Origin of the sequence: Stenotrophomonas sp. SMYL89, assembly GCF_036319985.1 — a bacterium.
Taxonomy (GTDB): Bacteria; Pseudomonadota; Gammaproteobacteria; order Xanthomonadales; family Xanthomonadaceae; genus Stenotrophomonas; species Stenotrophomonas maltophilia_Q.
The window spans coordinates 16,252-33,383 of sequence record NZ_JAWIRW010000017.1 but is presented as its reverse complement, the minus strand read 5'-3'; the positions used below and the strand labels follow the sequence as shown (position 1 = coordinate 33,383).

The following is a 17,132-nucleotide window of genomic DNA, read 5'->3' as shown; positions in this document are numbered from 1 at the left end:
TGTCGCAATCGGAATGGAGGGGCGTATCGGTCGTGGGGACGACTGCAGGCGCGGGGCTCGGCGAAGACGGCAACAAGACGCAATGGCCTGGATTTTGCATCAGCGTTCCGTGCGTCGTATGCGGTGAAAGGCTGGCGAAAGGCCAATGGCATCGTTGCCTGAACCGCACGCGTGCTGTGACCTTTTTCGGACCATTTCTCCATGTTCGCTCCACAATCGCACGGTAGCCTTCATGCTCCTTCTACACGTTGGCGGGCTGGTGGTCAGGCGTATCACTCCAGTGGCAGTGCCCGGGACCGGGCGCGGATTCTCCCTGCAGGCAGTGCTGCGCCCCTCCGCGCTGCTGGCAAGCCTGGCCCTGGCTGGCTGCATGTCGGTGTCCGTCCCGGACCTGCCTGATCGCACGCCCAGCGCCTGGACCCAGGTGCCGCAGGGGCAGGGCGTGGCTGTGGATGCCAGGCAGTGGTGGAAGGTGCTGGCCGACCCGGCGCTGGACGGCCTGGTGGACCAGGCCATCGCCGGTAACCTCGACCTGCAGCAGGCCACGCTGCGGCTGCAGGCCGTGCGGATCGTCGCCGGCACCTCGGACTCGCGCTTCCTGCCGGAAATCTCGGCCAGCGCCAAGCAGGTGCAGGACGCTGCTGCGGTCGATACCTATTTCCATGCTGGCATCGAAGCGATCTGGGACCTGGGCCTGTTCGGCGCCGCCGAGAGCGCGCAGCTGGGCGCGCAGGCCTCGGCCGGCAATGCCGAGGCGCTGCGCCGCGCCGCGCAGGTTGCGGTGATCGCCGACGTGGTGCGCAGCTATCTGGACCTGACCGTGGCACAGGCCCAGCAGGACCTGCTGGCCCGGCAACAGGCCGTGGATGATCGCGGCGAGCAGCTGGCCTTGATCCGTCAACGGCTGCGACTGGGTGAGCCGGGCGAACTGGACCGCCTGCGTGCACGCCAGGCCGCCACCCGCGCCGCCGTCGCGCAGGCTCGGGAAAACGCTGACAACGCGGCCCGCGCGCTGGCATTGCTGCTGGGCCGTGACGGTCCGGATCCAGCCTGGCGCGCGTACCGCACGCCGCCGAAGCTGGGCACGTTCTCGCTGCAGCAGGTGCCTGCGGATCTGCTGCGCCACCGGCCACAGATCCTGCTGGCCGAATCGGAGGTGATGCAGGCCGCCGCCAGCAAGGGCTCCGCCCGCGCGGCAATGTATCCGCGGGTCAGCCTCGGCGGCTCGATCCTGTACGCCTACAACCTCACCCAGAACGCGCGCTCCAATTCCGATTCCAGCCCGTCGATCGGCCCATACATCGACATCCCGCTGTGGGATTGGGGCCAGCGCCGCGCGCGCTTCCATGCCGATGAGAAGCAGCTCGATGCCGCGCTGCTCGGCTACCGCAAGGCGGTGCTGGAGGGTGTGAGTGAAGTGGAAGGCGCGCTGGGCAGCCTGGCTCGCCAGGACAGCAGCATCCAGTCGCTGCGTGCGGCCAATGATGCTGCTGGCCAGCAGGTCAAGCGCCAGGCGCGGCAGGTGCAGCTGGGCCTGTCCAGCGAGTTCGATGGGCTGGACACGCAGCGTGCGGCGCTGGCCTCGCAGGGCGACCTGATCGCCGCGCAGGGCGCGCGCGTACTGGCGTTCGCCTCGCTGTACCGCGCCTTGGGTGGCGCACCGCTGCCGGTCGAGGGTGAGGACGCTTCGCAATGATCGCGCTGGCCCGCAAGACCCTGGCCTATGAGTGGCGGCGGTTCCTGCCGGTGGTGCTGGCGATGTGTTTCGCCGGTGTGCTGCTGATCGTGCAGGCGGCACTGGTGCTGGGCATCTTCGGCACCGCCGCGATCTACGTGAAGGCGTCCTCGGCCGATATCTGGGCCGGTTTCCCCGGTACCCAGAGCGTCAACTACGGCCATGCGATCAGCGCGGATGTTGAAAGCCACCTGCGCATGGACCCGGATGTCACCCGCGTCGAACCCTACGAGTGGGTGGATGGCGAGTGGCGTTCCAGTGCGCAGGGTACAGGCAATGTGTCGGTCTACCTGTCCGGCATCTCCACCCGCGACGACGCGATGATGTTCGCTCGCATCCTGCCGGCCGATCTGCGTGCACAGCTGCGTGAACCGGGGGCCGTGATCGTGGACAGCGCCGACCTGGATACGCTCGGCGTGGACCTGCAGAGCAACCGCGCGTGGATCAACGGCAAGGCCGTGCGTGTGGTTGCCGCGCAGCCGGGGCTGCGTGGTCTTGGTGGCGTCAACGTGCTGGCCTCGCTGGATACCGCGCGCGCCATCGCCGGCACCGACCCGCATGAGGGCAGTACCTATTTCGTGGCGGGCGTGCGCTCGCCGGAACTGGCCGATCGCGTGCGTGACCGCCTTGCGGCGTCGATGGGCCAGGCCACACCGGTCGAGTTCTGGACCGCACCGGAATTCGCCAGCCGCTCTCAGCAGTACTGGTTGTTCGATACCGGCGCGGGTATCGCGGTGTTGTTCATGGCGGTCATCGTCTGCTTCGTCGGCGCGGTGATCACCAACCAGTCGTTCGCGTCGGTGGTGGCCGGCTCGGTACGCGAGTACGCCACGCTCAATGCGCTCGGTGCGGGTCGCTATGCGCTGGCGCGCGTGGTGTTCGAGCAGGCATTGCTGATCGGCGGAGTCGGCATGTTGCTGGCGGCGGCCTTCAGCACGGTGGTGCTGTTGATTGCGCAGACCCAGCGCGTTCCGGTCCAGCTGACACCGATGGTGATCCTCGGCTGCGTGGCGCTGGTCGCGGTGATGGCCATGCTGTCGAGCATCATGGCGGTGCGCAGCGTGGTCCGCTCCGATCCATCGTTGCTGCTGCGTTGAGGACCGGCTGATGACTTCTACACGCGCCGTCGCTCCGACCCTGCGGGCCGACGCACTGGAAAAGGGCTTCATGTCCGGCGATGTGCAGGTGCCGGTGCTGCGTGGCCTGTCGCTGGACATCTATCCCGGCGAGCTGACCCTGGTATCCGGCCCTTCCGGATGCGGCAAGAGCACGCTGCTGTCACTGCTGTCCGGCCTGTCCGCCCCCGATGGGGGGCGCGTGCATGCACTCGGCCAGGATGTGGGCCACATGAGCCGCGCCGAAGTGGAGCGTTTCCGCCTGCACCATGTCGGTTTCGTGTTCCAGGGCTTCAACCTGTTCCCGGCACTGACTGCGCTGGAGCAGGTGCAGCTGCCACTGGGTTACCGCGGCATGCGCAATCGCGAAAGCGAACCGCTGGCGCGCCGTGCACTGGAAGAAGTCGGCCTCAGCCATCGCAGCCACATGCGCCCGGCGCAGCTGTCCGGCGGTGAGAAGCAGCGCGTTGCTGTGGCCCGCGCGTTTGCCAAGTCGCCGACGCTGATCTTCGCCGACGAGCCCACCAGCGCGCTGGATGCCGAGAACGGCCAGCGCGTGATCGATATCCTGCATCGCTACGCACGTGCGCATGGCGCCACCGTGCTGTGCGTAAGCCACGATCCGCGCCTGATCCGGCATGCCGACCGGGTGATCGCCATGGAAGACGGCATGGTCCGTGATGACCGCCGCCAGAACGAAACTGTAGAGTCCGCCCCATGACCAAGACGTCGAACCTGCTTCCCCTCAGCCTGGCCCTGTCGGCGGCATTGCTGCTCGGTGCCTGTTCCAGGGAAGCGCCCACCCCCGCATCGGCACCCTCAGGCAAGTCGGGTACTGTCGTCGCCGGCAAGGTCGCCGTGGCGCGGGGCATCATCGACGTCGAAGGCGGGCTGATCGCACTGGCGCCACCGGTGGATGGCTCGATCACCGCTGCGCCGGTGAAGGAAGGCGCCGTGGTGAAGAAGGGGCAGCTGCTGCTGTCGCTGGATGGCGCCCTGTTGCAGCAGGAAGTGGCAATGGCCACCGCCGACCTGGCGTTGGCCAATGACCGCCTGAAGGGCAGCCAGGCGCAGCTGCGCGAACTGGAGCGCAACGCCACCCGCCTGTCTACGGGCGCCAGCGAAGGTGTGTCCTCGAACCAGCAGGCCGATGCGGCCAAGCAGCAGCTGGCCGGCGTACGTGCCGATGTCGACGTTGCCGGTGCGCAGGTCGACATGGCCCAGCACAAGCTGGAACACGCCAGGCTGAAACTGCAGCAGATGTCGCTGAGTGCGCCGGAAGCCGGCACGGTGGTCGGCCAGGTGCCGGGCCTTGGCGCCTTCGTGCAGGCGGGCAAGCCGGCGATCTCGTTGTTGCCGGCGCGCCCGCTGCAGGTGCGTGCCGAACTCAGCGCCGCCTATGCCGATGCCGTGCAGGTAGGCATGCAGGCCACGGTGGTGCCGGACAGCGATGGCGCCGAAAGCACCGGCACGCTGCCAACTGCACGCGTGGTGCGCATCAGCCCGGTGTTCGCGCAGGCACGCCTGCCTGAAGACGCAGGGCGCGGCGTGGCCAAGGTGGTGGAGTGCGTGCTGGAGTTCGATGGCGAGGCCAAGGCGCGCTTCGGCCAGCACGTGCGCGTGGAGTTCCGGAAGTAGGCCTGGCGTTGTGTCGGGGCGCTTATGAACCCTTTCGACGCCTGAGTGCCCGCCATGCGCTCACCGCCGACACCACGCACAGCGCCAGCAGCAGGCCCACATCCAGCAGCAGCAACCACAGCAGGTGCATACCGTGTACGGGCGGCTGGTGCATCGCCGACAGCATCCACGGTACCGACCACACAAGCAGCAGCGCGAAGGCGATCAGCAGGCGCAACCACAGCCGCTTCAGTTTCCAGGGCCGCACGATCAAGGCGGCCACCACCAGCTCGACCGTGCCCAGCAGCGTGAACACGATGACGGTGCTGGTTGGGTAGGGCAGCTCGGCGCCTTCCAGGCGATGCAGCAGCCAGTAGTCCGGGGTGAAGCCGGCGTTGACCAGCGCTGCGATCAACGCCAGCCAGGTCAATGCAACCAGCAACCAGAACAGGCGGACGTAGCGTCTAGGCATCGGCGGTGTCCGTGGTGGTGGGCAAGTGGCTGCGTGATGCATGGCGCACGGATATGGCGATCGCGGCCAGTGCCAGCAAACCCGGCCCGACCGTGAAGTACAGCAGGCGCAGCGGATGGTTGTGCATCAGCGTCCAGGTTGCGAATGCCAAGGGAATGGCCAGCACGAGCAGCTTGGCGAACAGCGGCCGCAGCACCGCAATCAGCGGCTGGGCGCCAATGAACATCCAGAACAGATGGAACTGGGCGATGCCCAGGCCGATGTCACGATGTGACGTAAAGCCGAAATGGTCGCGATACCCGTTCATTCCCAGTGGTATCAGTGCCCAGTACAGCAGGGCCACCAGCAGGTGCAGCAGCAGGGCGATCAACAGGGGCGTGCCGCGAAGGAACATGGGCGAACCGGGCCGGGCGGGGCAGCGTACCCCAGCGCGGACGCCTGTGACCGCATGATGTGAAGACTGTTGACGGCGTGAAGGAATTTGGACACAATAGCGCTCCTTCGACGCAGGTCGAATGGAATCTGCGGGAATAGCTCAGTTGGTAGAGCGCAACCTTGCCAAGGTTGAGGTCGCGAGTTCGAGTCTCGTTTCCCGCTCCAGATTCTACAGGGCCCCGGTAGGGGCCTTGTTTTTCTCCCGCCACGGCAAGGCGGGGCACGTTGGGCCACAAGGCTTTACGCGCAGTTAGAAAGGTGAAATCGCTGGTGTGTTTTCCGGATTTCCGGTAGCATGTCGGCTTACGCGGGAATAGCTCAGTTGGTAGAGCGCAACCTTGCCAAGGTTGAGGTCGCGAGTTCGAGTCTCGTTTCCCGCTCCATGTTCCGACAGGCCCCATCTTGGGGTTTTGTCTTGTCAGGGCTACGTTCCTGGCGCGCAGTACGTTGGCCTCATGGCAGAGTGGCTATGCACCGGATTGCAAATCCGTTTACAGCGGTTCGATTCCGCTTGAGGCCTCCAATTGAAAAGCCCTGACTCCGGTCAGGGCTTTTTGTTTGCCTGGATACCGGCACGCGCCCGGATCGATACCCGCTACAGCATGGCCAGCGCCTGCACCGTGGCCTGGGTCAGCGGCTGGGGCAGGGCATCCCGCGCGAACCAGCCCAGCCCGGTCTGCACGCCCGGTTCCTGGATGGAGGCCTCGGCAGCGGCAGATGCCCGTGCCTCGAAGATCGGCGCGACCCAATGCTGCGCAAGCGCCGGCTCGAAATGATCGGCCACGCACAGCAGGCGCAGCAACGTCACTTCCAGCGCCGTCTCCTCGCGGATTTCACGGACCACGGCAGCCTCCACCGTTTCCATCCAGTCGACTTTTCCACCGGGCAGGCCCCAGTGCCCGCGCTCCGGCTCGCGTCCGCGCTGGATCAGCAGGATGCGGCCGTCGGCATCACGGACGACGGCGCCACATCCCACGCGGGGAATCTGCAGTTCAGTCATGGCGTTGGGTGAAGAAGGGACGTTCTTCATTCCCGCATGCACGTCGCATCAGGCGGACCCGCGCTAGGCTGGGCGCCTGTGTATCAACAACCTCGCAGGTGTGTCGCATGCTCATCCGGCAGCTTGGTGCTGACGACGCCGACATTCTCTGGCAGGCACGGTTGCAGGCGCTTGGCGAGTCGCCCGCTGCGTTCCTGTCCACGCTGGCCGAAGCGCAGAATGAGACGGCAGACGTGATGCGCATCCAACTTGCTGATCCTGGCACGCGCTACTTCGGCGCTTTCATCGACGGCATGCTTGCGGGCTTCCTGCGCTACGTACGCCCGATGCGGATGGCGCGACGGCATACGGCGGAAGTGCACAGTGTCCATGTGGGCACCGACCATCGTGGCCAGGGTGTCGCCCGCCAGCTTCTTCTTGCTGCGTTTGCGTCTGCGCGCGCCGAAGGCATTGAATCGCTCACCCTCACGGTGCTGGCGGACAATACTGCCGCGCGCGGGCTGTATGAATCGCTGGGTTTCAGCGCACTCGGCAGGGAGCCGCGGGCAGTCAAGCGCGAGGGCAGCTACACGGATATCGTCTCGTACTGGATCACACTGCACTGACAGTGAAACGTTGCCGCGGGCACGGTCATGTTTCCGTGGCACGATGAGGCTGGACACCGGTTCCAGGAAGACAGGGCAATGCACGTTCAGGTATCCAGCAGGGAGCGCGTGGCGCCGGAACACCGTCAGCAGGCGGTGGATCTGCTCCGCGAGGCTTTCCCGGACATGCAGGGCGAGGGCTACGCCATCCCGGGGCCGGTCGCTCTGGTCCTGGCGATGGAAGGTGATCACGTGGTCGCCCACCTCGCACTGTACGAACGCAATGCACTGCTGGATGGCGAGCCGGAACGCATCGGCCTGATCGGCGGCGTGGTGGTGCGTGCCGACGTTCGCCGGCAAGGCGTTGCCTCGCGCTTGATCGAGGCGGCCCATGCAGAGCTGCGCCGGCACGGTGTCGATTTCGCCGTGCTGTTCGCTCTGGATCATCGGCACTATGCTTCTGCGGGCTATGTGCCGATGCAGAACGAGACCTGCTTCATTGAAGACGGTCACGCACGTCGGTTCGTCTATCGCGGCGGCATGGTGGCCACGCTGGGAGCGCGCCGCTGGACCACGGATGTGCTCGATCTGCAGGGCGAAACGGTCTGAATGGCGCCAGCGTGCAGTCGCCACCAAACCACCGTATCGTGGCGGTTGTCCAATGAACCAGGGAGCGGTGCAGGATGAAAGGGAAGGCAGTGATGGCGATGATCCTGCTGGGGTGTGCCCCGTTGGCATCGGCCCAGGTCTACAAGTGCAAGGGCGCATCCGGCGAAACGGTGTACAGCCAGAATCCTTGTGCTGCCGGCGCTGAACCCATGAAGCTGCGTTCCAGCCGTTCCTCCACGGAAACGGCGGGGGAGGCATCGAACCGCGCGGCGGTGTACCAGAACACCGAACTGGCCGACGCCGGCATCGCCGAGCGCAACTGCGTGCAGGGTGAGCGCTCGCGCATCTACGGTCCGCTGGAGTCCCGCAGCCAGCAGGTTGGCCGGCAGGTCGCCGAGCTGAACCATCAACTTGCTGCGGCGGGCACCAACCTGGCCGGCGCGACACAGGACTCCGGCATCCGTGCACAGATCGCCAGCCTGCAGCAGTCGTTGAGCGCTGAGCGCGTTGCAGCAGATACGCAGATGTCGAACGCGCGCGAACAGTGTGCATCGGTCCGGCGCGAACGTGAGCGGTCGGTGCGCGACAAGTTCAGCAGTTCGACCGCCCCTGCGAATTGACTGGTCACTGCGCGGTAGACGCGCGCATGGGCGTTTCCGCGCGGAAGTTGCGCCCGACCGGCTCTCCTACACCCAGGTAGTGCCGGAACAGGTAGATCAATGGTTTCCAGCGCGCCACATCAATGTGCTGGGTGCCGTCCACGGTGATGTCTTCGTGCGCATGCACGCAGCGGATGCGGGCTTCGACGATCACGAAGCCCTGGCCATCATCCTCGCCGGGCGGATGCATCGCCATTACGCTGGCCTCCACCTGTAACGGGCATTCGGCAATCGCCATCGGCGCAACGTGGGTGGATGCGACGGGGCTGAACCCGCCCAGCGCGAATTTGTCACGAACGTGCACGTAGCCCATCGCCTGCTTGGCGGCCGGCACAGGGTTGCAGCCGGTCGCTCTGGCGATGGCCTCGACCTGCGCGGCCTGCGCGGATGAGGGAAAGTTCAGCACGCACTGGTTGCGCAGCTGCAGGTTGCGATAGCCCTGGCCCTGCGTGCCGAGGCCCAGTACCACGCGGTTGCCCAGTGCCCAGAACGAAGAAAGCGGGCTGATGTTGTTGCTGCCATCGTCATTCAACGTGGTCATCAGCAGCACGGGCGTGCCCGGGTACAGGACCGATGGGGTGATGCGGCGGCGCTGGATCGAGGCGGTGTTCACGGTGGATCTCACGGTGGCGGGACGGCCACTGTGGCGTGGTTGCGGGCACCGAAGCTTCGGTCTGCATCGAAGTGTCTGCACAGGTGGGCGTGCCACAATCCCGGCATGGTCCACACCTCTGGTTCCCTTGTCAGTGTCGGCGCCCTGGTCGGTGACCAGGCACGCGCGGCCATGCTGCTGCAGTTGATGGACGGGCGTGCCTACACCGCAACGGAGCTGGCGCACGTGGCCGGTGTGACCCCGCAGACGGCGAGCATGCACCTGCGCAGGCTGGTCGAAGGTGATCTGCTGGTGGCGCTGGCGCAGGGGCGGCATCGCTATCACCGGTTGGCGTCAAGCGAGGTGGCAGAGATGCTCGAAGGCATCCTGCGCGTGGCCGACCGTATCCCCTCGTGTACCGCTGCGGCCGCGCGCAGCATGCCCGCGCTGCGCGAGGCGCGTTCCTGCTATCGGCACCTGGCCGGTGTGCACGCGGTAGCCATCACCGATCGCCTGCTGCAGGTGGGGCATGTGCTGCCCTGCGAAGGGCATTGGCGGATCAGCGCCGAAGGCGCCGCATTCCTCGGCGGGCTGGGCCAGCCACTGCGCGAGCTTCTGCGGCAGCCGGTGGTGGCCAAGCCGGCGCGTTATTGCCGTGGCTGCCTGGATTGCACCGAACGTCGCCCGCACCTGGCAGGCCTGGTCGGTGAGGCGATGCTGGACAGTTTCGTGAACAACGATTGGCTTCGGCGCGTGGAAGGCCGCCGGGAACTGCGCCTGACCCCACCGGGGCGTGAGGCATTGTGGCGGCTGTTCAACCTGGCGACCTGAGGTGCCCGTCCAGTCTCAGTCACCCACGACATGGCAAGGCGTTATGGTCGAGTTCCACGTCTCAGGGAGCTGCAATGGCGAGCAAGGGCATCACGGGTCGCTTCGGGCACGGAGCGAATCGGAAATGAGCAAAATCTTGGCAGATGTGCGCTGGCTGACCTTCCGGTTGAAGAACGGGCAATCCATTGGACCGGAGCGGCTGAAGGACGGATGGGTGATTGCCTCGGAGACCGCTCGCTGCGAGGTCCGCCGCGAGCATATCGAGGGATCGGGCCTGGTGTATGCACTGTATGCGCCGGCCAACCTGGCCTCGCCACGGCGGGCGGAAATGCGCATGCGCGAATTCCTGATGAGCTCCGGCTACACCTTCACGATGGGCACGCTGGGCGGTTGATCCGGCCTGTTGCGGCAACGGGCGCACGGTCAAGGCCTGGTCAAGCGTGCCAATTGGACCGCGCGCATCGTGCAGCACCGTGCGGGTCAGGCCAAGCCCCTGTCGGCCGAACGAGACTGACGTGTCGAAGCCCAGCCATTCGCCTTCGGGCGTGCCGAACAGGTGGGCTGAGCCGGCCCCCGAAGGAGCCGGCCGGACACCGGTCAGGGCGACGGGCAGTCCATTTCACGACACAGCTTGTATTCGGCCAGGCACTGCTCGGAGGTCTTGCCCAGCGGTCCATGTGATGTACGCAGGCACTGCTCGTACTTCAGGGTGCAGAACTCGCAGGAATCTGCAGCGAAGGCCAGGCCGGTCACGGCCATGCCAAGGAGCATCACGGTCTTCAAGGTCGTCTTGATCATCACGTCAGTCCTTTGTGTGCCCGTCAATGGGCCGGGCCACCATAGCAGCACTTGCTGGACGGTCCTGATGCGCTGCGGCACGCGCTGGTCTCAGTGCTGTACCGCCTTCAAGGCGTCGACCACCTGTGCTTCCGAAAAGCCACAATGCCCTTCGCCCACCGATGGCAGTACCCGTGGCGCTGGCCGCGCACCGGCGTGTGCGGCCAACTGCGGATACGCCGTCTGCATGTGCGGCACGATGGTCGGGTCGTTGTGGTTGAACTGGATCACCAGCGGGCGCTTCAGGGCGCCGGTCAGCGCCAGCGTCGCGCGCACCTTGGCCTGCGCGGCGGGTACAGCTTCGATGCGCTGCACCCCGGCATTGAATGCGGAGTCATCGCCGAAGCCGCTGTAGACCACGCCCCTGTTGCCGACCGGCATGCCACCGCTGCGTGTGGCCAGTTCATGCAGGACCAGGGCGTGCAGGCTGATCGTGCCGGCCACTTCGCCGCGGGAGACCTGCAGCCGCTGCGCCAGCAACGCGGCATGCGCCGGGTCGCGCTGCAGCGCAGTAGCGATTCCCTGGTACAGCTCACCCTGCGGCAGCAGGGCCGCTTCGCGCGATGCCAATCCGGTGCCCGGCAGCCCCTCCGCCTTGGGGAAGAAATAATCGAACGCGACCAGCGTGGTCAGCAGGTCGGCCGCGATCTGTTCGCCACTGAGATTAGCACCGCACAGCGACACGCCACCGGCATAGTGCTGCGGGAAGCGCTCGAGGCTGCCGATGGTCACGGCGCCGCCCATCGAGAAGCCCAGCATCCAGGTGTGCTGCACGCGCTTGAGTTCACCCAGCGCATGGTGTCGCAGGTGTTCCATGTCGTTGACCGCATCAGCCACCGCCCAGCCCTGGCCGGAATACGCGCTCTGCGCGACGGCGTAACCGGCGCCCAGCAGCGCTGCCGTGCTGTCGTTGGCGGCCATTGGCATGGTGCGCGGCACGCCCACGGGCTCATAGCCGTGGGCCAGCATCACCAGGTCGCCGTTCCAGTCTGCCGGTACATCCAGCCGCCAGGGGGCGCCCTGCAGCTCGCCGCTGAGCGTGCGTGGCGCCGAGGGTGGTGCTGCCAGCAATGCCGTCGAAGGAAGCAGCAGGCCAAGGGCGAGGGCACATCGAAGCAAGGGGCGCATCGTGGTCATTCCATGCGGGAATGGCGCCGAGCATAGATGCCAATGAAACGTTGCGCGCGCTGCACTGCCGCAGGGGGTTGCGGGCCGAAGAGGCGGCGCTCTACGCTGGCGGCATGGCCCCGCATGTCACCGCGTCGATTATCCGCATTCCCCACGGGAAGGCGGGGTAGCGCGCGGTCGTTACGGCCCTGCAACCCGCCCGGGAAGGCGGATTGCACGCAGCGCTCTCCCGGGAACTGGAATCCACCGAGGAGATCGTAGATGCAATACCCTTCACCCGCCGCCGACGGCGCAACCCTGCACCTGCTGTGCGGCAAGATTGGCGCAGGAAAGTCCACGCTGTCGCGGCAACTGGTGGCGAGGCCGCACCACGTGCTGATCAGCGAGGACGCATGGTTGGCAGCGCTGCACCCGGGCGAAATCCACTCCATCGCGGATTATCTGCAGCGCGCAGCCACGCTGCGCAGCGTGCTGACCGATCATCTGCGTGCGCTGCTGCAGGCCGGCGTTTCGGTGGCGCTCGATTTTCCCTTCAACACGCCCGCCACCCGCGCGTGGGCGCGTGAGGTGTTCTCGCCAGTGGGCGCCGCGCATCAACTGCACTTCCTCGATGTTGCCGACGAAGTCTGCAAGGCGCGGCTGCGTGCACGCAATGCGCGCGGCGAGCATCCCTTCCAGGCCAGCGATGAGGAATTCGAGCAGATCACCCGTCACTTCGTGGCACCGGCCAGGGAAGAAGGCTTCGTGGTAATCCGCCATACGGCGTAGGGGTGACCTGGAAGCGGATCAGCGCGCGGGCGCCGGTCCACCGCAGGCGACGCGATGCATGGGAAAGTCGATCGCCTGTGCCGGATTGTCCTGCGCGATCTCGATGCGCGCATGCGCCCGCTGCTCGTCCAGGCGCCGGTAGCGGATGCGCTGCGGAAAGTCGTTGGTCGGGTTCTCGAACACCGCCTCGTTGCCATCGACCCGCGTGGCGTTGAAGTCCGTGGCGTTCTGGCCAGAGGGCAGGGCGGTCAGCACCAGGCGCCCATCATCGTGCTGGCGCAGTTGCATGAATTCGAAGCCGACGGTTCGCCCGTCACGCAGGCTGCGGCTGCTGCCGAACAGGGTGTTTCCAGCAAGGCTGGACCACTGCTCGCCGGCGCCGGGCGGCTGCCCGTCAAGTTGCCAGCAGCCGGCCAGCCAGGCCAGGTGTTCGATCTTCGACGGCGGCGAGGCCTGTGCGTGGGCCACCGCAAGCAGCAGCGTCAGCAGGGCCGGGGCGATGCGGATCGACATCGGTGCCTCCATGCGCGGGAATCTGGGGCCTGTATAGCGCCCGGTGGACCGCCCGGCCAGTGCCCTCCTTTCCTGCAGTGATTCCGATACGATCTGTCGCACTGAGCCTGTCTCGCTTGACCCAACGTCCCGCCATGGTCGATCGCCTCGCCATTCTGCTTGAACGCTTCGCGGTCACCGCCTCGGTGTTCCATGCCGGTGCGCTGTGCGGCATCAACACGCTGGACGGCGAGGATGAGGCCGGCCAACTGCACCTGGTGCGACGTGGCCCGCTGCGGGTCAGTCATGGCCAGCAGACCGTACAGGTCGAGGTGCCCAGCCTGCTGCTGTACCCGCGCCCGATGCCGCACCGCTTCAGTACCGATCCTCAGCAGGGCGCCGACATGGCCTGCGCGAACCTGCATTTCGAAGGCGGCCGGCTGAATCCGATCAGTGCCGCGCTGCCTGATTTCATCTGCCTGCCACTGGCCGAGCTGTATGGCGGCAAGGCGGCCCTGGAGTTGTTGTTCGAAGAAGCGTTCGAGCAGCGTTGCGGGCGAGCGGCGATGGTCAACCGTCTGTTCGAGGTGGTGATGATCCAGGTGCTGCGCCAGCTGATGGAAGGTGGCGAAATGCGCGGCGGTCTGTTCGCTGGGCTTGGCCATCCGCGATTGCGGCTGGCGCTGGTGGCGATGCATGAAGCCCCGGCGCAGGGATGGACGCTGGAAGATCTGGCCGAGGTGGCCGGGATGTCACGCAGCGTGTTCGCCGCCAGCTTCCGCGAAGCGATGGGGACCACCCCGGGCCAGTACCTGCAGGGCTGGCGGGTTGGGCTGGCACAGCAGGCGCTGCGCCAGGGCCGGCCGCTGAAGCGGATTGCCGACGAGGTGGGCTATGGCAGCGAGGCGGCACTCTCGCGCGCGTTCAAGGCGCACACGGGGCAGTCACCACGCGAATGGCGCGGACAGGCGCGTGCTGGCGCGGCCTGAGCCTCAGCCCAGGACCAGCCGGGCCAGCTTCATGCCACCGAACAGGCCGGCCAGGCCCAGTGCCACCGAGCCACCGGCATACAGCGCGGCCAGCCCATGCTGGCCGCGCTGCAGCAGCAGGCCGATCTCCAGCGCATAGGTGGAGAACGTGGTGTAGCCGCCGAGGATGCCGGTGGCGAGCAGCAGGCGCAGCTGCGGCGAGGCGCCATTGCGCATCGCGAAGACCTCGACCACCACGCCCATCAGCAGCGCGCCGCTGATGTTGATCAGGAAGGTCGACCACGGCCAGGGGCTGCCGACGGCCACCCGGGCGCCGATCAGGTTGCAGGCATGGCGAAGGCAGGCGCCGATGCCACCTCCGATGAAGACCAGGACATAGTTGTTCAGCGTTTGCATCGCGTGCCTCGAGTGCAGGGTCGATGGCGAACGCCGAGGGCAGGCACGGCCTGCCATCGACGAACACCGGGTTCGTCTTGGCAGGAGCCATCAGCCTTCTCAGGCGGTTATCGGGGGAGCCCCATCCCCATCGTGGTCCATGCTACCAGCGGTAGTGCATTCACGTCATCGAGGTGGTCAGCACGCGGGCGACCTTGCTGCGGCTGAAGCCATCCATCAGCAGTTCGAACGCGAGCAGGTCCAGCGCCGCGTGGCGGCGGTGGTCGATTTCCAGGCCATTCTCGGCCACCAGGTGACTGACCAGCTCGTAGGCGTCCTGCCATACATCCAGGTGGGCCTGGCTGGGAATGTAGGCGTTACCCGGCTCCCCGACGCCGCGCCCGTTCACTCCGTACAGCAGCTCGCGTGCGTCCAGCTTGGCCGCATCTGCGATGCGGAACAGCTGCTCGGCTTTCACATGGGACGCACTGACATGGTCGTTGAGCCAGTTGCTGATGGTTGCCGTGGTGGATTTGGCGGCGCGGGCCAGATCGGCCGGGCGGGGGTGCCCGGCTTTCTTCATGGCGGCGGCGAGTCGTTGGCCGAGAGTATTCATCTATGCAAGCCAGCTTAACGCGTGGAATGCGAAGAATCCTTGCCGCAAGAATAAGTCTGGTTAACAGAAGGGCAGACCATGACCGAATTCTGGAACAAGCGGCAGGTTCGCACGCGGCTGGGATTCCAGACCGATGCGGAGCTGGCGCGCTTCTTCGGCATCAGCCGTTCCGCAGTATCGCAATGGCCGAAAGACTTCCCGATTCCGGCTCTGCGGCAATACATCCTGCATCAGCGCTACCCGAACCTGTTCCCCGCAACTGCCGCCGCCGAAGTCGAATCCATCTGAATGACGCCGCCTTTTGTCGCATTTAGCACGCTAAGCACATTCTGTTAAGTACACTTAGCAAAATAGGAAAAACTGATCGTTCTGGCAGTACCGATCGTCGACGCCTACCGGCTGCCGTGCCAGGTGCCTGGGTCGCGTTGTCGGCTTCACCCCATCCGGGAGGGGCGGGGTCCCGTATGTAGTTTCGTGAACGATTAATAATTTCAATCGCGAAAGTCGCTGCATGTAATTGACCTGTCGTGAAATCTGTGACTAATTTGGATCAACCGGACGTGAAGCCCAGGAGTCTTTCAGTAGCACGCAAGTGAGTCGGTAGACCGTCAACGATGCAGAACAAGTCCAACGGAGGTCGTATGGAATACGGCATGCATGGCTTGGCTGAACGGGTACGCCGCGAACTGGAAGCCAGCTATCACAAACACGGATGCGGTCCGGCGTTCTGGGATACCTACCAGCAGGTGCTGGACCGGCTCGTCCCGCAGGGGACCGAGCGTACCGAGTTCACCAACGAAATGGCGCTGATCATCGAGCAGTTGGGCATTGTCCGACGTGCGCAGCTGGTTCCGCCGCACGCCGACGGGCCGCGTTGATTCAGAACAAGCGCCAGGCGCCGAATGCAAGCAGCGTCAGCATCAAGCACAGCAGGGCCAGGGTCCGGGGTCGCCACCAGCGCTTCTGTTGCCCGGCCATCGCCTGCGGACTGCAGTAACGCACCAGCCCCGGACCGAACCCGGCCCGGTGCTGTTGCTGTGCGCAGGCTTCCAGACACGCGCCGCAGGCCAGGCAGTCGGCCTGCGGCCCCTGGCGGATGTCCAACTGCATCGGGCAGGCGCTGACACAGGCGGCACAATCGGTGCAGTCTCCGAGACGATCGGCGTTGAAGGTCGGCATCGGTCCGGCCAGCAGCGGGTGCGCGGCGCGGAACACGTAGTCCTGGGCGGTGGTCGGGTCGAGCAGGCCGCGACCCCGGTCCAGTACGCCGCCCAGCCCCGACGGGCGCGGCCCGCGCGGCTCGCCGCGTCGGGCGTCGTACAGCATGCGTGGCGTGTGTGGATCGGTCAGCAGCGGCTGCATGCGTGCGAATGGGCACAGCGAACGGCAGACCTGTTCGCGCAGGAAACCGGCATTGCCCCAGGTGGCGGCGGCGTAGAACAGCACCCAGAAGGTCTCCCAGCCGCTCCAGCCGGCACGCGGCGCTGCGATCACCAGCTCGGCGATCGGGCTGAACAGGCCCACGAAGGTAATGCCGGTCCACAGTGAGAGCAGCCCCCAGGCCAGCTGCGTGGCCGCGCGCGCAACGCGTGCCGGAAGCGTGCGGACCATGCCGTCGGCGATCCAGTCGAAGGTGCGGCGCCACAGTGTCTGCGGGCAGGCATGGCCGCACCAGATGCGCCCGGCGAGGTGGGTGAGCAGGGCAAGGCCCACCGCGAGCACCGCCAGCAGGCCGATCAGCACGCCGACGTCGTTGGGCCACAGGGTCCAGCCGAACAGGTCGAAGCGCCGCGCGTTGATGTCCAGCAGCAACGCCTGCCGCCCGTCCCAGCGCAGCCACGGCAGGGCGTAGAACAGTGCCAGCAGGGCAGTGCTGAGCGTGCCGCGCCAGTGCCGGGGCCTGGTTCTCGAGGTAGGGCGCGCGCTCATCCCAGTGGCAGCTCGTCGTCGTCGTCACTGGGCATGGGGCGTTGCAGGTACCAGGTGACCGCGCTGGACAGCGCCGTCACCGTCCAGAACATGAAGAAGCCTGCGGTATAGCCCAGCTCGCGGCTGATGGAGGTGTCCGGGAAACTGATTGCCTGCAGGCGCAGGGGATCGACGAAGGCGAAGAACACCACGCTGGCCACGCCCGCGGCGATGAAGCTGGGCCAAAGGATGGCGCCCCAGTGCTGGATCAGCTGCTGGCGGCGGCTGGGAGAGGGTCTGTTCATGCTGTCCCGGATCGAAAAGTGGGCGGCGCGTATACTCCGCCGAGGTTGGCGCAGCATCCGCAGGG

24 protein-coding genes, 3 tRNA genes, 1 pseudogene and 1 riboswitch are annotated in these 17,132 nt (G+C 66.2%); of the genes and pseudogenes, 16 read left to right on the top strand and 12 right to left on the bottom strand.

Translation table 11 applies throughout. The annotated features are described in order from the left end of the window. The first annotated feature begins 232 nt into the window (after positions 1–232). From V3B41_RS17135 to V3B41_RS17120, 4 genes are read left to right on the top strand one after another with little or no spacing between them, the layout of a single operon-like run. Positions 233–1,696, top strand: a complete 1,464-nt coding sequence (locus tag V3B41_RS17135; protein ID WP_197619652.1) for an efflux transporter outer membrane subunit — start codon at positions 233–235, stop codon at positions 1,694–1,696. Continuing rightward, complete coding sequence (locus tag V3B41_RS17130) at positions 1,693–2,832, top strand: ABC transporter permease (RefSeq protein WP_295548527.1); 1,140 nt, start codon at positions 1,693–1,695, stop codon at positions 2,830–2,832. The genes V3B41_RS17135 and V3B41_RS17130 overlap by 4 nt, the downstream gene beginning before the upstream one ends. Before the next feature lie 10 nt (positions 2,833–2,842). Next, positions 2,843–3,571: an ABC transporter ATP-binding protein gene (locus tag V3B41_RS17125; RefSeq protein WP_049429471.1), complete on the top strand. Its 729-nt coding sequence runs from the start codon at positions 2,843–2,845 to the stop codon at positions 3,569–3,571. Further along, complete coding sequence (locus tag V3B41_RS17120) at positions 3,568–4,488, top strand: HlyD family efflux transporter periplasmic adaptor subunit (protein WP_197650976.1); 921 nt, start codon at positions 3,568–3,570, stop codon at positions 4,486–4,488. Before V3B41_RS17125 ends, V3B41_RS17120 begins: the two co-directional genes overlap by 4 nt. Positions 4,489–4,510: 22 nt before the next feature. Here V3B41_RS17120 and V3B41_RS17115 read toward each other — a convergent pair whose 3' ends face one another. Together V3B41_RS17115 and V3B41_RS17110 are read right to left on the bottom strand one after the other, a co-directional pair. Then, positions 4,511–4,939 (bottom strand): hypothetical protein, encoded by a 429-nt coding sequence (locus V3B41_RS17115; protein ID WP_049429469.1) that lies wholly within the window; start codon positions 4,937–4,939, stop codon positions 4,511–4,513. Beyond that, positions 4,932–5,333: a hypothetical protein gene (locus V3B41_RS17110; protein ID WP_197650972.1), complete on the bottom strand. Its 402-nt coding sequence runs from the start codon at positions 5,331–5,333 to the stop codon at positions 4,932–4,934. Before V3B41_RS17110 ends, V3B41_RS17115 begins: the two co-directional genes overlap by 8 nt. Positions 5,334–5,463: 130 nt before the next feature. Here V3B41_RS17110 and V3B41_RS17105 point away from each other — a divergent pair. The 3 genes from V3B41_RS17105 to V3B41_RS17095 all read left to right on the top strand — a co-directional run bounded on the left by V3B41_RS17105 (position 5,464) and on the right by V3B41_RS17095 (position 5,897). Then, positions 5,464–5,539: transfer RNA gene (locus V3B41_RS17105), tRNA-Gly, on the top strand. Positions 5,540–5,681: 142 nt separating this feature from the next. Then, a tRNA-Gly gene (locus tag V3B41_RS17100) sits at positions 5,682–5,757 on the top strand. Between the two features lie 66 nt (positions 5,758–5,823). Next, positions 5,824–5,897: transfer RNA gene (locus V3B41_RS17095), tRNA-Cys, on the top strand. Between the two features lie 72 nt (positions 5,898–5,969). On the opposite strand, the gene V3B41_RS17090 is transcribed toward V3B41_RS17095, so the two are convergent. Further along, positions 5,970–6,374, bottom strand: coding sequence for an NUDIX domain-containing protein (locus V3B41_RS17090; RefSeq protein ID WP_049430614.1), 405 nt, complete (start codon positions 6,372–6,374; stop codon positions 5,970–5,972). A 107-nt stretch (positions 6,375–6,481) separates the two neighbouring features. On the opposite strand from V3B41_RS17090, the gene V3B41_RS17085 reads away from it, so the two are divergent. The 3 genes from V3B41_RS17085 to V3B41_RS17075 all read left to right on the top strand — a co-directional run bounded on the left by V3B41_RS17085 (position 6,482) and on the right by V3B41_RS17075 (position 8,187). Beyond that, entirely contained in the window at positions 6,482–6,979 is a 498-nt protein-coding gene (locus tag V3B41_RS17085) for a GNAT family N-acetyltransferase (RefSeq protein ID WP_329861718.1), read from the top strand. Positions 6,980–7,057: 78 nt separating this feature from the next. Continuing rightward, positions 7,058–7,567, top strand: coding sequence for a GNAT family N-acetyltransferase (locus V3B41_RS17080; protein WP_065428084.1), 510 nt, complete (start codon positions 7,058–7,060; stop codon positions 7,565–7,567). Between the two features lie 92 nt (positions 7,568–7,659). Next, the gene (locus V3B41_RS17075; protein ID WP_295548533.1) at positions 7,660–8,187 is read left to right on the top strand and encodes a DUF4124 domain-containing protein; all 528 of its coding nucleotides are present in this window, start codon (positions 7,660–7,662) and stop codon (positions 8,185–8,187) included. 4 nt (positions 8,188–8,191) lie between these two features. Here the strand turns inward: V3B41_RS17075 and V3B41_RS17070 are convergent, their stop codons facing one another. Then, positions 8,192–8,839, bottom strand: a complete 648-nt coding sequence (locus V3B41_RS17070) for a flavin reductase (protein WP_049430621.1) — start codon at positions 8,837–8,839, stop codon at positions 8,192–8,194. A gap of 105 nt (positions 8,840–8,944) precedes the next feature. Between V3B41_RS17070 and V3B41_RS17065 the strand changes: the two genes are divergently transcribed. After that, positions 8,945–9,649: a winged helix-turn-helix domain-containing protein gene (locus tag V3B41_RS17065; RefSeq protein WP_329861717.1), complete on the top strand. Its 705-nt coding sequence runs from the start codon at positions 8,945–8,947 to the stop codon at positions 9,647–9,649. A gap of 124 nt (positions 9,650–9,773) precedes the next feature. Beyond that, entirely contained in the window at positions 9,774–10,043 is a 270-nt protein-coding gene (locus V3B41_RS17060; RefSeq protein WP_049430626.1) for a hypothetical protein, read from the top strand. An 84-nt stretch (positions 10,044–10,127) separates the two neighbouring features. Here V3B41_RS17060 and V3B41_RS17055 read toward each other — a convergent pair. The 3 genes and pseudogenes from V3B41_RS17055 to V3B41_RS17045 form a co-directional block, all read right to left on the bottom strand. Further along, positions 10,128–10,205 (bottom strand): annotated as a pseudogene (locus V3B41_RS17055) (thioesterase family protein); the annotation flags it as partial. 41 nt (positions 10,206–10,246) lie between these two features. Next, positions 10,247–10,447 carry a hypothetical protein gene (locus V3B41_RS17050; protein ID WP_049430627.1) on the bottom strand — a complete coding sequence of 67 codons (201 nt, stop codon included), beginning with the start codon at positions 10,445–10,447 and terminating at the stop codon, positions 10,247–10,249. 90 nt (positions 10,448–10,537) lie between these two features. After that, positions 10,538–11,614 (bottom strand): hypothetical protein, encoded by a 1,077-nt coding sequence (locus V3B41_RS17045; RefSeq protein ID WP_049430629.1) that lies wholly within the window; start codon positions 11,612–11,614, stop codon positions 10,538–10,540. Between the two features lie 261 nt (positions 11,615–11,875). On the opposite strand from V3B41_RS17045, the gene V3B41_RS17040 reads away from it, so the two are divergent. Then, the gene (locus tag V3B41_RS17040; protein ID WP_049430630.1) at positions 11,876–12,382 is read left to right on the top strand and encodes an ATP-binding protein; all 507 of its coding nucleotides are present in this window, start codon (positions 11,876–11,878) and stop codon (positions 12,380–12,382) included. 18 nt (positions 12,383–12,400) lie between these two features. Here V3B41_RS17040 and V3B41_RS17035 read toward each other — a convergent pair whose 3' ends face one another. Further along, complete coding sequence (locus tag V3B41_RS17035; RefSeq protein WP_049430632.1) at positions 12,401–12,895, bottom strand: DUF6265 family protein; 495 nt, start codon at positions 12,893–12,895, stop codon at positions 12,401–12,403. A 134-nt stretch (positions 12,896–13,029) separates the two neighbouring features. Between V3B41_RS17035 and V3B41_RS17030 the strand changes: the two genes are divergently transcribed. After that, on the top strand, positions 13,030–13,863 hold the full coding sequence (locus tag V3B41_RS17030) for an AraC family transcriptional regulator (protein ID WP_100443624.1): 834 nt from the start codon (positions 13,030–13,032) through the stop codon (positions 13,861–13,863). A 3-nt stretch (positions 13,864–13,866) separates the two neighbouring features. Here V3B41_RS17030 and crcB read toward each other — a convergent pair whose 3' ends face one another. Both crcB and V3B41_RS17020 read right to left on the bottom strand, forming a co-directional pair. Continuing rightward, positions 13,867–14,259: a fluoride efflux transporter CrcB gene (gene crcB / locus V3B41_RS17025; protein WP_049430634.1), complete on the bottom strand. Its 393-nt coding sequence runs from the start codon at positions 14,257–14,259 to the stop codon at positions 13,867–13,869. A gap of 74 nt (positions 14,260–14,333) precedes the next feature. After that, positions 14,334–14,397: riboswitch (Fluoride riboswitch) on the bottom strand. A gap of 22 nt (positions 14,398–14,419) precedes the next feature. Next, entirely contained in the window at positions 14,420–14,821 is a 402-nt protein-coding gene (locus V3B41_RS17020; RefSeq protein WP_005408921.1) for a transcriptional regulator, read from the bottom strand. 111 nt (positions 14,822–14,932) lie between these two features. Between V3B41_RS17020 and V3B41_RS17015 the strand changes: the two genes are divergently transcribed. Both V3B41_RS17015 and V3B41_RS17010 read left to right on the top strand, forming a co-directional pair. Continuing rightward, positions 14,933–15,142, top strand: a complete 210-nt coding sequence (locus tag V3B41_RS17015; RefSeq protein ID WP_049430635.1) for a hypothetical protein — start codon at positions 14,933–14,935, stop codon at positions 15,140–15,142. A gap of 353 nt (positions 15,143–15,495) precedes the next feature. Next, positions 15,496–15,732: a hypothetical protein gene (locus tag V3B41_RS17010; protein WP_005408923.1), complete on the top strand. Its 237-nt coding sequence runs from the start codon at positions 15,496–15,498 to the stop codon at positions 15,730–15,732. Position 15,733: 1 nt separating this feature from the next. Here the strand turns inward: V3B41_RS17010 and V3B41_RS17005 are convergent, their stop codons facing one another. Beyond that, a complete protein-coding gene (locus V3B41_RS17005; RefSeq protein ID WP_329861716.1) occupies positions 15,734–16,783 on the bottom strand; it encodes a 4Fe-4S dicluster domain-containing protein in 1,050 nt (349 codons plus the stop codon). After that, positions 16,780–17,067 (bottom strand): hypothetical protein, encoded by a 288-nt coding sequence (locus tag V3B41_RS17000; protein WP_111203420.1) that lies wholly within the window; start codon positions 17,065–17,067, stop codon positions 16,780–16,782. Before V3B41_RS17000 ends, V3B41_RS17005 begins: the two co-directional genes overlap by 4 nt. Positions 17,068–17,132 lie beyond the last annotated feature (65 nt).

Bases quoted from the DNA above. Each gene is read 5' to 3' on its own strand.
- V3B41_RS17060 (WP_049430626.1), top strand. From the start codon at position 9,774: ATGAGCAAAATCTTGGCAGATGTGCGCTGGCTGACCTTCCGGTTGAAG.
- V3B41_RS17040 (WP_049430630.1), top strand. From the start codon at position 11,876: ATGCAATACCCTTCACCCGCCGCCGACGGCGCAACCCTGCACCTGCTG.
- V3B41_RS17065 (WP_329861717.1), top strand. From the start codon at position 8,945: ATGGTCCACACCTCTGGTTCCCTTGTCAGTGTCGGCGCCCTGGTCGGT.
- V3B41_RS17130 (WP_295548527.1), top strand. From the start codon at position 1,693: ATGATCGCGCTGGCCCGCAAGACCCTGGCCTATGAGTGGCGGCGGTTC.
- V3B41_RS17000 (WP_111203420.1), bottom strand. From the start codon at position 17,067: ATGAACAGACCCTCTCCCAGCCGCCGCCAGCAGCTGATCCAGCACTGG.
- V3B41_RS17080 (WP_065428084.1), top strand. From the start codon at position 7,058: ATGCACGTTCAGGTATCCAGCAGGGAGCGCGTGGCGCCGGAACACCGT.
- V3B41_RS17090 (WP_049430614.1), bottom strand. From the start codon at position 6,374: ATGACTGAACTGCAGATTCCCCGCGTGGGATGTGGCGCCGTCGTCCGT.
- crcB (WP_049430634.1), bottom strand. From the start codon at position 14,259: ATGCAAACGCTGAACAACTATGTCCTGGTCTTCATCGGAGGTGGCATC.
- V3B41_RS17005 (WP_329861716.1), bottom strand. From the start codon at position 16,783: ATGAGCGCGCGCCCTACCTCGAGAACCAGGCCCCGGCACTGGCGCGGC.
- V3B41_RS17045 (WP_049430629.1), bottom strand. From the start codon at position 11,614: ATGCGCCCCTTGCTTCGATGTGCCCTCGCCCTTGGCCTGCTGCTTCCT.
- V3B41_RS17115 (WP_049429469.1), bottom strand. From the start codon at position 4,939: ATGCCTAGACGCTACGTCCGCCTGTTCTGGTTGCTGGTTGCATTGACC.
- V3B41_RS17050 (WP_049430627.1), bottom strand. From the start codon at position 10,447: ATGATCAAGACGACCTTGAAGACCGTGATGCTCCTTGGCATGGCCGTG.
- V3B41_RS17035 (WP_049430632.1), bottom strand. From the start codon at position 12,895: ATGTCGATCCGCATCGCCCCGGCCCTGCTGACGCTGCTGCTTGCGGTG.
- V3B41_RS17075 (WP_295548533.1), top strand. From the start codon at position 7,660: ATGGCGATGATCCTGCTGGGGTGTGCCCCGTTGGCATCGGCCCAGGTC.
- V3B41_RS17125 (WP_049429471.1), top strand. From the start codon at position 2,843: ATGACTTCTACACGCGCCGTCGCTCCGACCCTGCGGGCCGACGCACTG.
- V3B41_RS17020 (WP_005408921.1), bottom strand. From the start codon at position 14,821: ATGAAGAAAGCCGGGCACCCCCGCCCGGCCGATCTGGCCCGCGCCGCC.
- V3B41_RS17120 (WP_197650976.1), top strand. From the start codon at position 3,568: ATGACCAAGACGTCGAACCTGCTTCCCCTCAGCCTGGCCCTGTCGGCG.
- V3B41_RS17110 (WP_197650972.1), bottom strand. From the start codon at position 5,333: ATGTTCCTTCGCGGCACGCCCCTGTTGATCGCCCTGCTGCTGCACCTG.
- V3B41_RS17085 (WP_329861718.1), top strand. From the start codon at position 6,482: ATGCTCATCCGGCAGCTTGGTGCTGACGACGCCGACATTCTCTGGCAG.
- V3B41_RS17135 (WP_197619652.1), top strand. From the start codon at position 233: ATGCTCCTTCTACACGTTGGCGGGCTGGTGGTCAGGCGTATCACTCCA.
- V3B41_RS17015 (WP_049430635.1), top strand. From the start codon at position 14,933: ATGACCGAATTCTGGAACAAGCGGCAGGTTCGCACGCGGCTGGGATTC.
- V3B41_RS17030 (WP_100443624.1), top strand. From the start codon at position 13,030: ATGGTCGATCGCCTCGCCATTCTGCTTGAACGCTTCGCGGTCACCGCC.
- V3B41_RS17010 (WP_005408923.1), top strand. From the start codon at position 15,496: ATGGAATACGGCATGCATGGCTTGGCTGAACGGGTACGCCGCGAACTG.